Below are 19536 nucleotides of genomic sequence, written 5' to 3'. Positions count from 1 at the left end.
GAAGCTCAGTTGTACCAGGATCTGCCATTCGAAAAGCTGGTGGGAGAACTGGCCGTTCCGCCTGATAGTTCCCGTCATCCTATATTCCAGGTAATATTTGGAGTAGCACAATTCGGCGGTGTTCAAAAGAATGAAGTAGATGCATTGCTGGAAGCATATGAGGGTAAGGACAATTACCAGGTAGCGAAGTTTGATTTGTCTATGATGTTGGATGATAGCGGTGAGGAAATTACCGGATCATTTAATTATGCTACCAGTTTATTTGAGTCAGCTACTATTGAAGGGTATATCAGTACTTATAAAAGAATTCTAACCCAGCTTGCACAACGGAGTAATGCACGAATCAAAGACCTGCGTTATGCCGATGAAATACAGTATGCCGATATTACTTATCCTGCTGATAATACCATCCAGTCTTTATTTGAAGCGCAGGCGGCTAAAACACCAAATCGCATTGCAACAGTATTTGCGGGATCTGCATTGACTTATAAAGAATTGAATGAACGAGCGAATCAGCTGGCGGCTTATCTGAAAGAGAACTACAACATCCAGCCCGATGATATGATAGGACTCAGCCTGGAGCGTTCTTCCTTTATGGTAGTGGCTATTTTAGGTGTGTTGAAAGCTGGTGCTGCTTATGTGCCTATTGATCCTGGTTATCCATCAGAAAGGGTTAATTACATTTTATCGGATATCAATGCGAAAGTAGTTATTACAGCTGCTGTAGAAAATGAGATAAATAATTATCCGGTTACTAATCCTGCTACGACAACTACTTCTCAAAACCTGGCGTATGTAATTTACACCAGTGGTACTACTGGTCAGCCGAAAGGTGTAATGCAGGAACATGGGAATGTGGTTCGTTTGTTTAATGCTACGAATGAGTGGTATGGGTTTAACGAACAGGATGTATGGACTTTATTCCATTCTTATGTATTCGACTTCAGTGTATGGGAATTATGGGGTGCATTATTATATGGTGGTAAACTGGTAATTCCTACACGTGAACAAACGCGGGATCTTGAACAGTTCTATGATCTGTGTGATACAGAAGGCGTAACAGTATTGAACCAAACGCCGAATGCATTCTATCAGTTCAGTGATATCGCTATTATCAGAGCAGGTTCTTTGAGCAGTTTACGTTATATCATCTTTGGAGGAGAAGCGTTGAACCTGTCGCAGTTAAAACCGTGGTACAGCCGTTATGCAGATACTGCTCCTCAGTTGATCAACATGTACGGTATTACCGAAACTACAGTGCATGTAACTTATAAAGAGATCAGATCTTCAGAACTTGACAGAGGTTCTTTAATAGGGGTTACAATTCCAGATCAGCATGCCTATGTATTAAACAGCCATTTGCATCCGGTACCAACAGGGGCGATAGGAGAGTTGTATGTAGGAGGCGCTGGATTATCGCGCGGTTATCTGAATAAGGAGTCGTTAACAGCGGAACGATTTATCAGTACATCGTATGGAAGATTATATAAGACGGGTGACTTAGTACGGTATTTATCAGATGGCAGTCTGGAGTATATTGGTCGTAACGACTTCCAGGTAAAGATCCGTGGATATCGTATAGAGTTGGGAGAGATAGAATCCAAACTGTCAGCTTATGAAGGTATCCGTCAATCGGTGGTGATTGCAATAGAGGGACAGAATAAATACCTGGCAGGTTATTATGTATCGGATGTAACGTTAGATCACGACAGCATCTTGAAACATCTGCATAATCATTTGCCGGAGTATATGGTGCCAGCAGTATTGGTTCATATCACGCATCTTCCATTAACGATAAATGGAAAGCTTGACAGGAAAGCATTACCAGATCCTGAGTTTACGGACAGTCACAATTACCATGCACCAGAGAACGAAACACAGCAACAATTGTGTGAGATCTATGGCGAAGTATTAAGTCTGGATGTAGCAAAGATTGGTATTGACGATGATTTCTTCCGGTTAGGAGGAGATAGTATCATTGCTATCAGGTTGGTAAGTAAGATCAATAAAGCATTACAGAGTCAGCTGAAAGTGAAGGATGTGTTTATGTTGAAACACATCAGAGGTATCAGTCAGTTCCTGTTACAACAGAAACAGCATGTTATAGAAGAAGTATATCAGCCATTCAGTTTAATAGATAAGAGTATCTATACAAACCTGGATGGTATTGAGGATATCTATCCTGCAAGTTATGTGCAGATAGGGATGTTGTTTGAATCAGGGCAGGGTAGTGAAGGGACCTATCATAATATCTCAGCTTACAGCATCAATCATCCTTTCCATTATGATAAGTTTGTAACGATATGGAAACAGCTTGTGCATAAGCATGAACTGTTAAGAGCAAAATTTGTATTGTCAGATAATGGCTATGATTGTATTATACAACATGAGATTGATCTGGATGTACAGGTAATTGATCAGGGCTACACTGAAGATATTATTAATAGCGAACATGCACATCCTTTCGACTTTACAAAGGCGGGATTATTCAGGATCATTATTAATAAATCTGAGAATACCTATGATCTTATCTTCTCTATTCACCACGCTATTGAAGATGGTTGGAGTATTGCTTCTCTTTCAAGTGAATTTATTAAAGCCTATACATCAGATGAGCCGGTAACGGGTACTATTGATCTACACTATGGTGAATTTATTGCGAAAGAACAAAGCGTTATTAATGATCCGGGTATTGAAGCATTCTGGAAAGATTATCTGGCAGACCTTGATACTACCAATGTAAAATGGAAGAATAATATTTCAGATAATGAGGAGAATGATTTTGGGGATGCTGTATTTGAACTTACAGAAGAAAAGAGCCAACAGGTATTATCTCTAGCACGCTCTCTGGATATAAGTGCTGACAGCGTATTTATCCATGTATATCTGCATACACTGGCCCGATTCTTAAATCAGGATGATATTACTATTGGCCTGGTGGTTAATAACCGTATGGAAAAAGAGGGTGGCGATCAGCTATTTGGATTGTTCTTAAACACCATCCCTTACAGGTACAGGATTAACAATAATGAAGACGATATCAGATCTGTATTTGAGCAGAAACTGGCATTATATCCTTATAGAGGATATCCTTATGGAAAGATCAAATCTATTTTTGGACATGATGTATACCAGTTCGCTTTTAACTTTGTACACTTTCACATATTGGATGAGCAGCAGGATGATGTTCCATCCAGCATGGGATATGAGAAAACAAACATTCCATTTGTACTGAACGTTTCCCAGACCGGCCAAACCTCTTTTGAGGTGAGATTAACGGCGCACGAAGAAGTGGCGGATTATTCTTATCTGGTTCATTTCATGCGCTATTATGAGCGGAATCTGGATGCAGTTATCAATCGGAAAACTGGTTTTAATACACTGCCTGAAGATGATTACAATCAGATTATTCATCACTGGAATAATACTTCACGCACTTATCCGCATGATAAAACATTCAGAGAATTATTTGAAGTACAGGTTGCCCGTACTCCGGATAATGTAGCAGTTGTGTACGAAGACCGGCAACTGACTTATAAAGAACTGGATGAACGTGCTAATCAACTGGCGGTACATTTGCAGAAGGGATATGATGTTCAGGCGGATGATCTGATAGTTCTTTGTCTGGACCGTTCAGAATATATGCTGATAGCAATCCTGGCGGTGTTAAAATCCGGTGCTGCATATGTGCCTGTAGATCCTGATCTACCATTGGAGAGGATCGGTTATATCATCTCAGATACAAATACCCGCGTTGTATTAACAAATGAGTTACATCCTGTAGGACTGGAACTCTTAACAGAGGCTTCCGGGGTGGCACTGGAACGCATAGACAGTGAAACTTTGTATGCTGCTTATGCAGGTGAAATACCTGCTCATATAAGCATGCCAGGTAACCTTGCGTATGTGATTTATACCAGTGGTACTACAGGAATGCCGAAAGGTGTAATGATAGAACAGCATTCTTACATTAACCTGATTACCTATTATCGCGATACTTATTTTGACACGGATGAACAGATCAATACGTTGTCAATTACTAATTATGTGTTTGATATCTGGGGACTGGAATATGGATTACCATTGATCAGTGGTGGTTGTATTGAGTTGTCTGATAGTGAGGTGGTATCTGTAGATACAAGTAAGTATACCTTTATTCAGATTACTCCGGGATTACTGTCAGCTAAATATGATGCATTCATATTTAATAATCCCCGGTTAAAATTATTTGTAGGAGGAGAAGCGATCAGCACCGAATTACTTAATGGAATTCTTTCAAAACATAACATTGCTTATCTGCTGAACGTATATGGCCCTACGGAAACAACGATATGGTCATTGAACCAGTTGAATACTGCTGAACGGTTTAATACAAGTATTGGTCGCCCGATAGCAAATACTACAGCATATGTACTGGATAGTAAACACTCGGCATTGCCTACAGGTGCGATTGGTGAATTATATATTGGCGGGGCAGGGGTTGCCAGAGGATATTTAAACCTTGCTGCATTAACTGAAGAACGGTTTATCAATAATCCTTTCCAGACTACTGAAGAAAAGAAAGCTAAAATTAATGGCAGACTTTATAAGACTGGTGACCTGGTGCGCTACTTACAGGATGGATCTCTTGAATACCTGGGCAGGAACGATTTCCAGGTAAAGATCCGCGGACATCGTATAGAGTTAGGTGAGATAGAATCTAAACTGCTTACTTTCCCTGAAATAAAACAGGCTGTTGTATTAGCGAAAATACAAAGTGCGGATAAGAGTAAATATCTCGTGGCTTATTATGTATCAGACACGTTGCTTGATAATACACTCTTATCAGAATATCTGCATTCCCAGTTACCGGAATATATGGTACCGCCGGTGTTTGTACATCTCACACAGCTACCGCTAACGGTCAATGGGAAACTGGACAGGAAAGCATTGCCGGAAGCAGTGTTCACAGATATCAGTACTTATAGTGCTCCTGAAAATGAAATCCAGGAAAAACTCTGTGCGCTTTATGGAGAGGTATTAGGACTGGATAATGCGAAGATTGGAATTGATGAAGACTTCTTCAGATTAGGGGGTGATAGTATCCGGGCAATTAAGCTGGTAAGTAAGGTGAATAAAGTGATGAACACACAGTTGTCTATCGCTGTGATTTTTACTCACAATACCATCCGGAAATTATCTGCACAATTGTTTGATGAAACAGCGACAGCGGTAAAGATAATAACTCCGTTGGTTGATCGAGTGGAAGATCAGTTGTTGTCCTTCGCGCAGGAACGTTTATGGTTTATTGAGTCTTATGAAGGAGGTAGTAATGCTTATAATATTCCTGTAGTATTTAAGTTGAAGGAATCGACTGATATTGAAAATCTGCTGACTGGTTTAAGAGCTGTGGTACACAGGCATGAGGTATTACGCAGTTTGATAAAAATAAACAGTGAAGGTGCGGGATACCAAATGGTAATAGATGATAATCATATGCCTTTGCCGGTAACACGTTTGGAAGTTAATACCTATGCTGAGTTAACAACGGCCATCGTGCAGGCAATGAATCATGTATTCCGCTTAGATCGTGAATATCCTGTTCAGGTAAAAGTTTACCAATGGCAGGGAGCCAGTTATGTAAGTATTGTGTTACATCATATTGCTTTTGATGGCTGGTCCACTGATATTCTGATTCGTGAATTACTGCATAACTATCATACTAAAGAACCACTGCCAGCTTTAAATATCCAGTACAAAGACTTTGCACTTTGGCAGAGAAACTATTTAACGGGTGCTGTATTAGAGAAACAGTTGAATTACTGGAAGACGAAATTATCCGGTTATGAAACGCTGAATTTACTGGCTAACCGTTCAAGACCTGCGCAGATCAGTTATGCAGGTGCAGATCTGTTTTTCAGCATAGATGAGATAACCAGTGATGCATTAAGAACTGTGGCTCGTGAGCTGGAAGTAAGTATGTACAGCCTGTTGCTGAGTGGTTATTACCTGTTGCTTTCGGGTTACAGTAATCAGCAGGATATTGTTGTAGGTAGCCCTGTTGCGAACCGCCATCATGAAGAGATTCAGGATGCGATCGGGTTCTTTGTAAACACGCTGGCTTTACGACAGGAACTGCATCCTGAACAGGAACTGGTAAGTTTTATCCGGCAGGTAGGAGAGGCTGTAAGACAAGCTCAGTTGCATCAGGATCTGCCTTTTGAAAAACTTGTGGGAGAACTGGAAGTGGTGCAGGACAGTTCCCGTCATCCTATTTTCCAGGTTTTGTTTGGAATAGAAAGGTTTGGTGATGAACAGGAGAACTCAGTAAACGAACTGCTGGAATTCTATAAAGGTGATGAAGAATATAAAACAGCCCGGTTTGATATTTCCACATTGATGGATGATAGCGGCAGGGAAATACTTGGGTTGTTCAATTATGTTACCAGCCTGTTTGATGCAGATACGATCAAAGAATATATTACTACTTATAAAGTAATCCTGGAACAGCTTGCCACACTCACGCAGGTACGGAACCGCCGGAAGCAGATTAAAGAACTGAGTTATCTGAATGAAGCGCAATATGAGGAGGTGATCTATCACAGAAATGCTACGGAACAATTGTATCCGGAAGTACAAACAATCCAGGAACTGTTTGAGGCAAAAGCCGCACAGATACCGGATCATACAGCAGTGGTGTATAATGGTCAGCCGCTGACTTACCGTGAACTGAATGAACAGGCCAACCGGTTAGCCGTTTATCTGAAGGCGACTTACGATATACGTCCGGACGACCTGGTAGCAGTTTGCCTGGATCGTTCAAACTATATGCTGGTGGCTATCCTTGCAGTGTTAAAATCAGGTGGTGCCTATGTGCCAATGGACCCCGCTTTCCCTGATGAGCGTATCAGTTATATCATTGCAGATACGAAAACAAAAGTGGTGCTTACGAATAAGCATCATATGGAAAGACTGGAAGAGCTTACGGCTGTATCCATCGCTGCGATAGACAGTGCTGCAATGGAAATAATAATTGAGGTTTCCAGGCCTGCAACAAACCCTGTAACATTTACGAGTGCTAACCATCTTGCCTATGTGATTTACACGAGTGGTACTACCGGGAAACCTAAAGGTGTAATGGTGGAACACCGGAATGTACTGAACTATTTATTCAACCTGTCAGGGTTGATTCCGGCAGATATTGAGAATGTTGACTTCTCCAGCAACTTATCGTTCGACTTGTCGGTTACTACTACTTTGTTCCCGCTTTGTTCCGGTAAAACAGTCTATGTATTTGGAAGGGATATTATAAACGTTAATGAATATGAACAACACCTGCTTGATAACAGAATAGAACTGGTGAAGTCCACTCCTGGTTATTTATCGCTGATCAGTCATGCCGGTCTTTCAGTAAAAATAGCCATCGTAGGAGGAGAGAAATTACTCAGCAATCATATCAGTAACATTTTACAATATGCAGAGCAGATTGTTGATGAATACGGACCTACAGAAACAACCGTAGGAGCGTCTTATTTTGTGATTGATAAAACGGTACAACATTTCTCTATTGGTAAGCCTTATCATAATTACAGGTTGTATGTGCTGGATAATGCTCTGCGCCCTGTTCCTGCAGGTGCTGCGGGAGAACTCTATATTGGCGGTGCGGGCGTATCAAGAGGTTATCTGCATCTTTCTGCATTAACCGGGGAACGGTTTATCAATGATCCTTTTACTGATAATGGAAGATTGTATAAAACGGGCGATCTGGTTCGTTATCTGGCAGATGGTAATCTTGAATACATTGGCAGGAATGACTTCCAGGTGAAAATTCAGGGGTATCGTATAGAGTTGGGAGAAATAGAAGCGAAACTGTCAGCGTATCCTGAAATTAAACAATCAGTGGTACTGGCAAAAGAAGTGAGCACGGGTGTGAAGAACCTGGTAGGTTATTATGTGTCGGAAACTGCGCTGGATCAGGATTTGCTATTCTCTTATTTACGTAGCGAACTGCCGGAGTATATGGTGCCTGCTGTATTGTTCCATCTTACACATTTACCGTTGACGGTAAACGGGAAGCTGGACAGAAACGCCTTACCTGATCCAACATTTACTGATGCTAACAGTTATCATGCACCAGAAAATGATCTGCAGCGGAAATTGTGTGCTCTTTATGCGGATGTATTAGAACTGAAGGAAGATGAGATCAGTATTGATAATGATTTCTTCCGGTTGGGTGGTAATAGTATACTGGCAATTAAGCTGGTGAGCAAACTGAATAAATGGATAGATGATCCTATCAGTGTATCCGTGTTATTTAGGTATACCAGTATAAGGAAGTTATCAGAGCAGATAGAGAATGGTGCCGGGAAAGAAGTTAAGATTATTGCGCCGGTTATTCATCATGTGGAAGAGCAGGTATTGTCTTTTGCACAGGAACGTTTGTGGTTTATTGAAACTTATGAAGGTGGTAGTAATGCTTATAATATACCGTTAGTATTTAAGTTGCATAATGCGACGGATGCTAAAAAAGTATTGTCCGGTTTGCAAGCCATTGTACGGCGACATGAGGTATTACGCAGTCTTATAAAGATGAGTAGTGAAGGAGGTGGATATCAGCTGGTGATGAATGATGTTTTGCCAGTGGAAAGAATATTAGTTACTACTGAAAATGCATTGGCAACAATGATCAATCAGGCAGTGAATCATGTATTCCGGTTGGATGAAGAGTATCCGGTGCAGGTGAAAATGTACCAGTTAGAAGGGATTCATTATATCAGCATTGTACTGCATCATATTGCATTTGATGGTTGGTCGACTGATATTCTGATTCGTGAACTGCTGCATAATTATTATAACACTGAACCATTACCTGCTTTAGAAATTCAATACAAAGACTTTGCGCTTTGGCAAAGAAGTTATCTCACTGGTGCTGTATTGGAGAAACAATTAGCTTATTGGAAAGCGAAATTATCCGGTTATGAAACGCTGAACTTACCGGTAGATAAATCAAGACCAGCTCAGTTAAGTTATGCAGGTGCGAATATTGATTTCAGAATAGATGCTGCTACCAGCGCTGCTTTAAGGACAGTGGCGAAAGATCTGGAAGTGAGTATGTATAGCTTACTGCTGGGTGGATATTACCTGTTGCTTGGTAGTTATAGTAACCAACAGGATATCGTATTGGGTACTCCTATTGCGAATCGTCATCACAGGCAGATAGAAGATGTGATCGGGTTCTTTGTGAATACATTGGTATTACGTGAAGAACTGAATCCTGAACAGGCCATTGCTGTATTTATTAAACAGGTAGGAGAAGCTGTGAAAGAGGCGCAACAGTATCAGGATCTGCCGTTTGAGAAACTGGTGAGTGAACTGGAAATTCCGCAGGATAGTTCCCGTCATCCTATTTTCCAGGTATTGTTTGGTATGGAACAGTTTGGCGGAGAACAGAAAACTGCCATGAATGAATTGCTGGAGGCTTATGAGGGGAATGCCGGCGTTCACGTTGCCAAGTTTGATATTACAACAATGGTGGATGATAGTGGTATTGAGATAGCAGGTACATTTAATTATGCTACCAGCTTATTTGAAGCAACTACTATTGAAGGTTATATCAGTACTTATAAAAGAATTCTAACCCAGCTTGCACAGCGGAGTAATGCACGTATCAAAGACCTGCGTTATGCCGATGAAATACAGTATGCTGATATTACTTACCCTGCTGATAATACTATTCAGTCTTTATTTGAAGCGCAGGCGGCTAAAACACCAAATCGCATTGCAACAGTATTTGCGGGATCTGCATTGACTTATAAAGAATTGAATGAACGAGCGAATCAGCTGGCGGCTTATCTGAAAGAGAACTACAACATCCAGCCCGATGATATGATAGGACTCAGCCTGGAGCGTTCTTCCTTTATGGTAGTGGCTATTTTAGGTGTGTTGAAAGCTGGTGCTGCTTATGTGCCTATTGATCCTGGTTATCCATCAGAAAGGGTTAATTACATTTTATCGGATATCAATGCGAAAGTAGTTATTACAGCTGCTGTAGAAAATGAGATAAATAATTATCCGGTTACTAATCCTGCTACGACAACTACTTCTCAAAACCTGGCGTATGTAATTTACACCAGTGGTACTACTGGTCAGCCGAAAGGTGTAATGCAGGAACATGGGAATGTGGTTCGTTTGTTTAATGCTACGAATGAGTGGTATGGGTTTAACGAACAGGATGTATGGACTTTATTCCATTCTTATGTATTCGACTTCAGTGTATGGGAATTATGGGGTGCATTATTATATGGTGGTAAACTGGTAATTCCTACACGTGAACAAACGCGGGATCTTGAACAGTTCTATGATCTGTGTGATACAGAAGGCGTAACAGTATTGAACCAAACGCCGAATGCATTCTATCAGTTCAGTGATATCGCTATTATCAGAGCAGGTTCTTTGAGCAGTTTACGTTATATCATCTTTGGAGGAGAAGCGTTGAACCTGTCGCAGTTAAAACCGTGGTACAGCCGTTATGCAGATACTGCTCCTCAGTTGATCAACATGTACGGTATTACCGAAACTACAGTGCATGTAACTTATAAAGAGATCAGATCTTCAGAACTTGACAGAGGTTCTTTAATAGGGGTTACAATTCCAGATCAGCATGCCTATGTATTAAACAGCCATTTGCATCCGGTACCAACAGGGGCGATAGGAGAGTTGTATGTAGGAGGCGCTGGATTATCGCGCGGTTATCTGAATAAGGAGTCGTTAACAGCGGAACGATTTATCAGTACACCTTATGGGAGATTATATAAGACGGGTGACCTGGTACGGTATTTATCAGATGGCAGTCTGGAGTATATTGGTCGTAATGACTTCCAGGTAAAGATCCGTGGATATCGTATAGAGTTGGGAGAAATAGAATCAAAATTGTCAGCTTACGAAGGTATCCGTCAATCGGTGGTGATTGCAATAGAGGGACAGAATAAATACCTGGCGGGTTATTATGTATCGGATGTTGCGTTAGATCATGACAGCATCTTGAAACACCTGCATAATCATTTGCCAGAGTATATGGTGCCAGCAGTATTGGTTCATATCACACATCTTCCATTAACGATAAACGGAAAACTTGATAGGAAAGCATTACCAGATCCTGAGTTTACAGACAGTCACAATTACCATGCACCAGAGAATGAAACACAGAAACAATTGTGTGTCATTTATGGAGAAGTATTAAATCTGGATGTAACAAAGATTGGTATTGACGATGATTTCTTCCGGTTAGGAGGAGATAGCATCATTGCTATCCGGTTGGTAAGTAAGATCAATAAAGCATTACAGAGTCAGCTGAAAGTGAAGGATGTGTTTATGTTGAAACACATCAGGGGTATCAGTCAGTTCCTGTTACAGCAGAAACAACATGTTATAGAAGATGTATATCAGCCATTTAGTTTAATAGATAAGAGCATCTATACAAACCTGGATGGTATTGAGGATATCTATCCTGCCAGTTATCTGCAAATAGGAATGTTGTTTGAATCTGAACAGGGGCAGGCAGGTACTTATCACGACGTGTTCCGGTATAGAATAGATCATGCTTTCGACTATGATAAATTGGAGTCTGTCTTCACACAACTTGTACATAAACATGAACTGTTAAGAGCGAGATTTGTGTTGTCGGACAATGGTTATGACTGTATCATTCAGCACACAACTACGCTGGATATTACGGTGATGGAGCAGCAGGATCCGGAAGAGGTTATTGATAAAGAACGTCAGCATGGTTTTGATTTTGGAAAAGCAGGATTGTTCAGGATCATTATTAATAAGCTGGATGATCAGTACGATTTTATCTTCTCTTTCCATCATGCTATTACAGACGGTTGGAGTATTGCCTCTTTGGTAAATGAATTCATAAATGCCTATACCAGGAATGAACCAATAAGTGGTGATATAGATTTACACTATGGAGAGTTTGTTGCGAAAGAACAAGCGGTGATCAATGATCCGGCAGTTACGGAGTTCTGGAAAGATTATCTTTCTGATCTGAACATTGCTACTGTTGCATGGAAACATGATCCGGCTCTTTCAGATAACGGGCTTTATTCTTCCGTGTTACAGCTGGAAAAAGAGCATAGTAAATCCCTTCTGTCCCTGGCTCAGTCATTAAACGTAAGTGTAGATATTTTGTTTATCTATGTTTACCTGCATACGCTGGCCCGATTCTTAAATCAGGATGATATTACTATTGGTCTTGTGGTAAACAACCGTCTGGAAAAAGAAGGTGGCGATCAGTTATTCGGTCTGTTTTTAAATACCATTCCTTTCAGGTATTGTGTTAAGCAGGATGACGATCTATCTGCTGTGTTCCGCCAGAAACTGGAATTATATAATTACAAAGGATATCCATACGGAAAGATCAAATCACTATTCGGACAGGAGTTGTATCAGTTCGCATTTAACTTTGTGCACTTTCACATATTTGAGGAGAGTGTGGATAGTATAGAAGAAGGCTCCGGATATGAAAGGTCTAATATTCCATTTGTATTGAACGTTTCCCAGTATGGAGATAGAGGTTTCCATATTTCCATGACAGCACATGATCATATATCTGATCAGGCTTACCTGGATTATTTCATGCAATATTATGCACGGAATATCTATCAGCTGATTGAAAATAAACCGGCCTTAAATACGCTGCTGGAAGATGATTATAATCGTATCATTCACCAGTGGAATGCAACAGCTCAACAGTATCCGGATAATAAAACGATCCAGGAAATGTTTGAAGCGCAGGCGGCTAAAACACCAGATCAGATAGCTGTAGTTTATGATGGACAGACATTGACTTACCAGTCATTGAATGAACGTGCGAATCAACTGGCTGCTTACCTGTTGGATAACTACAGCATTCAGCCGGATGATCTTATAGCACTTCGACTGGAACGTTCTGCATTTATGATAGTCGCCATGTTAGGTGTTCTTAAATCAGGTGCGGCTTATGTTCCAATTGATCCGGGATACCCATCAGAGCGTATCAATTATATCTTATCGGATATCAATGCTAAGGTGGTTATTACAGATAACATTGTGAAGGAGATCGATAATTATCCTGTTACAAATCCTGCAACAACTACCAGGGCAGAGAACCTTGCATACGTTATTTACACCAGTGGTACTACGGGACAACCTAAGGGGGTAATGATTGAACACCGTGGTGTATTGAACCTGGCAACAATGCAGGGAACTGAATTGGGATTATCGAGGGGCAATAAAAATAGTTTATGGTATGCTAACTATGTGTTTGATGCACATGTGTGGGAAATATATGCAACTCTCATTTACGGCAACACGTTATACATTGCAGACGATCATACAAGAACTGACCTCTCCCTGTTAAATAGTTTTGTTATAAACAATGCTATTCAGATTGCGACTATTCCTCCTGCTTTGTTGAACAAGGAATATATCCTGCCACTCGAAACATTGATTGTAGCAGGAGATGTTACAGATGCCCGGTTAATGGAAATGTATAATGAGCAAGGCGTTCATCTCATTAATGCTTACGGTCCTACTGAAACGACTGTATGTGCTACACTCCACCATTATACAAAAGGAAGCGGCAGTAGAAATATTGGTCGTCCGGGTATAAACATGACGACCTATGTGCTGGACAACAATTATCTGCCGGTTCCGGTAGGAACCACAGGAGAGTTGTATGTTGGCGGAGCCGGAGTAGCAAGAGGTTATCTGAATCTGGAAGCATTAACGAAAGAGCGGTTTGTTGATACAGCTTATGGCAGGCTTTATAAAACCGGTGATCTGGTGCGTTACCTGCCGGATGGTAACCTGGAATATGCAGGTCGTAATGACTTCCAGGTGAAGATAAGAGGTTATCGTATTGAAACAGGCGAGATTGAATCTGCACTTTCTACATATCCCGGTATCAGGCAGGCAGTGGTGCTGGCGAAGGACAGAGGCACCAGCAAATACCTGGTAGGATATTATGTATCGGAAACGGCATTGGATCAGCATATCATACTGACTTACTTAGCTGAATTATTACCGGAATATATGATCCCTGCTGTGCTTGTGCATATCGATCATGTACCGCTGACGGTAAATGGAAAGCTAAACAGAAATGCATTGCCAGATCCTGCATTTACCGGAAGTGAAAATTACCATGCACCGGAAAATGAAACAGAGGCTAAATTATGTGCGCTATATGCAGAGGTGTTAAACCTTGATGTTTCTAAAGTAGGTATTCATGATGACTTCTTCCGGCTGGGAGGTGATAGTATTGTGAGCATACAACTCGTTAGCCGGTTGAGGCAGCGGTTGGGCATTCATATCAATGTAAAAGACATTTTTACGCATAAAACAATTGCTGCTTTATATAGTAATGTTATTGCAAAAGCTGCTGGGACAAAGATTACAGCCGAACAGGGAATCTTAACAGGAGAAGTAGGATTACTGCCTGTTCAGCAATGGTTCTTCAGTAATATTCACAAAGGATTATTCCCCGCTTACAATCACTGGAACCAATCCTTTATGCTGGATGTGCCGGTTTTAGATCAGGAACTCCTTACACAAAGTGTTGGATTACTGGTACAGCATCATGATGCTTTCAGATTAAGTTACCGGAAAGATTATACGCAGTATTACAAGGAGGAATTACCTGCGATACAGATCAATTATGTAGATGTTAAGGAGTTAACCGAAACCGCTTTGCATGAATTGCTCACCAGCTGGCAAAATGATTTTGATCTGTTTGGTGGTAAAACTTTCCAGATAGGTTACCTGGAAGGATATGCAGATGGACGTGCAAGAATTTATTTTGCCTTCCATCATATGATCATAGATGCTGTTAGCTGGCGTATTATCAGTGACGATCTGCAAACGATATATCAGCATTTATCTAAACAGGGGAATGGTACAATCCTGGGGATGAAAGGCAGCAGTTACCGCCAATGGGTGAACGCTGTAGCCGGATATTCTAATGAGGGTGAGAAGGAATACTGGCAGCATATTATTGCTGGTGTGAGCGACAGTAATACTATTCTGAAAGAGAAATCCACTGATAAAATAAGTGAAGCAGGTATAACATTGGACCGCTCACACACCTCACAATTGTTGCGTAAAAGTAGTGTTGTGTATCAAACACAGATCAATGATCTGCTGCTGACTGCATTAGGAATGGCTTTATCCGAACTGAGTGGAAATAGTACTAATTATGTCCTGTTAGAAGGACATGGCAGAGAGCAGTTAGCAGCTGATCTTGATATTACAGGAACTACGGGTTGGTTTACCACAATGTATCCTGTGATGCTGGAGACTGTTAAAGGAGTTATAGATACTAATATTGTATCCGTGAAAGAAATGCTGAGGAAGGTGCCTAAAAATGGTATTGGCTATGGTTCTCTGATAGGATACACAGCACAGGAGTTGCCATGTATCAGCTTTAACTATCTTGGTCAGTTTGATCAGATGGAAGGAGAAGCCGGAGATCTGTGGACTATTTCCAGCGACGGCAGTGGTTTAACTTCTTCTCCCGAAAACCATTCGCATAGTATTATCAGTATTAATGGTGGTATTACCGATGGTCAGTTACAGTTTGCCATCGCCGGTAGTTTGCCGGAAGAATTATTAACGGCATTGGCCGCAGGCTACAAGGCAAAACTGGAAGAGATCATCACTTACTTAAGTGAAGCAAAGCGTACTTACCTCACGCCGGTTGATGTAGATTACATCGTATCAAAAAACTACCTGGATCATTTACAGTCAACCCGTGAAATAGCAGGTGTTTATCTTGCAAACAGCCTGCAGGAAGGATTTATCTATCATGCTTTGAACCAGGGTGATGTAGATGATGCTTACCGAGTGCAGCAGATCTGGGATTATCATAATCCGTTAGACCTGAAAAAGCTGGAGCTGGCATGGAAGTATGCGCAACAGAAATATAGTGCTTTACGGTTAAGGTTCAGTTGGGAGGAAGAACTGGTGCAGGTGATAGATAAACAAGGCGCACTGGATTGGCGTTATGCGAAGCTGGATAATGAAAAGCAGCTTGAGAAAATATTAGCGGACGATAGACTGGAAGCCTATGATTTATCTGCCGGAAACCTGTTCCGGGTGTATTTGCTGAAACGTAGTAAGAATCATTACACTTGCATTTTTAGTAGTCATCATGCTATCCTGGATGGCTGGAGTTCGCCTGTATTGCTGGAAACCATTCATACTATTTATCTGCAATTACTCAATGGGGAAACGTTGCATGTGGAAGCAGACAAGAGTTATGTGAATGCACAGCAATACCTGCAACAACACAGAAAGGATAACGAATCTTATTGGGAGAATTATATCCGTATGCTGGAAGATCAGGAAGATCTTAGCAGTCTGATGAAAGCAGACCAAAGACATCTGGTATTATCAGATTACAGGCATATCAGGGAAACCGCAGAGCAAAAGCTGATTATAAAAGAAGAACAGTATACCCGTCTGAAACAGTTCTGTCTGGATAATGGTCTTACAATAAATGCGGTACTACAATATTGCTGGCATAAGCAGTTGAGTGTGTATGGCAACAGCAATACCACCGTAGTGGGTATGACTGTTTCCGGCCGTAATTTACCAATAGATAATATTGAGCAATCTGTAGGATTGTTTATCAATACTCTTCCGGTAATTATGGAACATACCGCTGGTGCTGTTGTGGCAGAGATACGGGCATTGCAGGAGCATATCAATGAGGTAAATAACCGTAGTGATATCAACCTGGCTAAACTGCAAAAGAATGGTACCCGTTTATTTAACAGCTTGTTTGTTTATGAAAACTATCCTGTTCCGGAAGCTCATGACGAAGAGGAAACGCTGGTACTTGCATTCAGACATTCGGTAGAGAAGATGGATTACCCGCTGGGCATCATTGCTTATGAAGCAGGAGCTGAAATTGTATTAAGGTTACAATATGCGGGAGAGTTGTTTGATAAAGATCAGATCCAACAAGTACTGGAGGGTATAACATCCTTACTCCATCAGATGGTTACTCAACCTGCATTGAAAACAAGTGACCTGCGTTATGCTGATGAAATACAGTATGCAGATATTACTTATCCTGCTGATAATACCATTCAGTCATTATTTGAAACGCAGGCAGCTAAAACACCTGATCGTATTGCAACAGTATTTGCGGGAACTGCGTTGACTTATAAAGAACTGAATGAACGCGCTAATCAGCTGGCTGCTTATCTGAAAGAGAACTACAACATTCAGCCAGATGATATGATAGGACTCAGCCTGGAGCGTTCATCATTTATGGTAGTGGCTATCTTAGGTGTGTTGAAATCCGGTGCTGCTTATGTGCCTATTGATCCGGGTTATCCATCAGAAAGGGTTAATTACATTTTATCGGATATCAATGCGAAAGTAGTTATTACAGTTGCGATTGAAAATGAGATAAATAATTATCCGGTTGCTAATCCTGTTGCGACTGCTACTTCCCAAAACCTGGCGTATGTTATTTACACGAGCGGTACTACTGGTCAGCCGAAGGGTGTAATGCAGGAACATGGGAATGTGGTTCGTTTGTTCAATGCTACGAATGAATGGTATGGATTTAATGAACAGGATGTGTGGACCTTATTCCATTCTTATGTATTCGACTTTAGTGTATGGGAATTATGGGGTGCATTATTATATGGTGGTAAACTGGTAATTCCTACCCGTGAACAAACGCGTGATCTTGAACAATTCTATGACCTGTGTGATACAGAAGGCGTAACAGTATTGAACCAAACGCCTAATGCGTTTTATCAGTTTAGTGATATCGCTATTAGCAGAGCAGGCTCTTTGAGCAGTTTACGTTATATCATCTTTGGAGGAGAAGCGTTGAACCTGTCGCAGTTAAAGCCCTGGTACAGCCGTTATGCAGACACAGCCCCTCAGTTGATCAACATGTACGGTATTACCGAAACCACAGTGCATGTAACGTATAAAGAAATCAGATCTTCAGAGCTTGACAGAGGTTCCTTAATAGGTGTTACAATTCCGGATCAGCATGCCTATGTATTAAACAGTTATTTGCATCCGGTTCCAACAGGAGCGATAGGAGAGCTGTATGTAGGGGGCGCTGGTTTATCGCGTGGTTATCTGAATAAAGAGTCGTTAACAGCGGAACGGTTTATCAATACCTCTTATGGAAGATTATATAAGACGGGCGACTTAGTACGGTATTTATCAGATGGCAGCCTGGAGTATATTGGTCGTAACGACTTTCAGGTAAAGATCCGTGGTTATCGTATAGAGTTAGGAGAGATAGAATCGAAACTCTCAGCTTACGAAGGTATCCGTCAATCGGTGGTGATTGCAATAGAGGGACAGAGTAAATACCTGGCAGGTTATTATGTATCGGATGTAACGTTAGATCATGACAGCATCCTGAAACACCTGCATAATCATTTGCCGGAGTATATGGTACCAGCAGTATTGGTTCATATCACCCATCTGCCATTAACGATAAACGGAAAACTTGATAGGAAAGCATTACCAGATCCTGAGTTTACGGACAGTCATAATTATCACGCACCAGAGAATGAAACACAGCAACAATTGTGTGTGATCTATGGAGAAGTATTAGGATTAGATGCTGATAAAATAAGCATCGATGATGACTTCTTTGCATCAGGAGGTAATAGTATCTCTGCCATCCGCTTAATGCGCAGGATCAATACAATCTTCCAGCCGGGAATAAAGATTGCAGATATTTTTATGGCGAGGTCTGTACGTCAGTTAGCTGTTAATTTACAGGAAGCTACTGTAAGTAAGATCATTGTTAAACTGAATACTGCTGTAAATAAGTCCAATCTCTTTATGATTCATCCGGGAGGCGGAGGTAGTGAAGTATATACTTCACTGGCGCAACAGTTAACCGCTGAGTATAGTTGTTATGGTGTGGATTCTTATAACCTGTATCACGAGGAAAAGATAAATAACCTGTCACAACTGGCGAATCATTACCTGACACATATTGAGGAAGTTCAGCGAATAACTAAACAGACATCTTATGTTTTGCTGGGATGGTCATTAGGCGGACAGATTGCGCTGGAAATTGCGGCACAACTGGAAGCCAGAGGTATCAATGATGTTACTGTTTACCTGCTGGATACTGCATTGAGTGATGGTGATGAAAAACTGGCGACTTACAGAACGCCTCCAACAGAAGCTGATGTTCAACGGGCAGTAGAAGGCTTGGATATCGAAGCAACTGCCGATCAGGTAAGGAGTTTCCTGCTGGCAGAATATGCGTTGAGAGACCAGTTTATTTCCCGTCAGCTGAAAACGACCCGCGTAGTTTTATTTAAAGCAACGTTGGGAGATGATTCACTGCCTGCTGATAAATTTGAAGTGCAGGACTATTTACTACAACTGCCTTTTAATAATGTGGATCATGTATTAGCAGGAAAAGATCAGTTGAAGTTGATCAGGATTGATACCGTACATCATGCCAATATCCTGGAAGATGAAGCTGCATTAGTGGCCGGAATAGTTGAAAAATAA

General features: G+C 41.1%; 1 protein-coding gene (only partly in view). It reads left to right on the top strand.

Going from position 1 to position 19536, the window contains the following annotated elements:
- A protein-coding gene (locus BM176_RS00195; protein ID WP_090098353.1) for a non-ribosomal peptide synthetase crosses the window boundary here: on the top strand, window positions 1-19536 show its 3' portion. 19044 nt of this gene lie to the left of the window's left edge; 19536 of the gene's 38580 nt are visible here — the last part of the coding sequence; its start codon lies off the left edge, out of view; the stop codon is at window positions 19534-19536.

Origin of the sequence: Chitinophaga sp. CF118 (assembly GCF_900112615.1) — a bacterium.
In the GTDB taxonomy this organism is placed as follows: Bacteria; Bacteroidota; Bacteroidia; order Chitinophagales; family Chitinophagaceae; genus Chitinophaga.
Note: the sequence above shows the minus strand (reverse complement) of the source record. Positions and strands in the feature narration are given on the sequence as shown.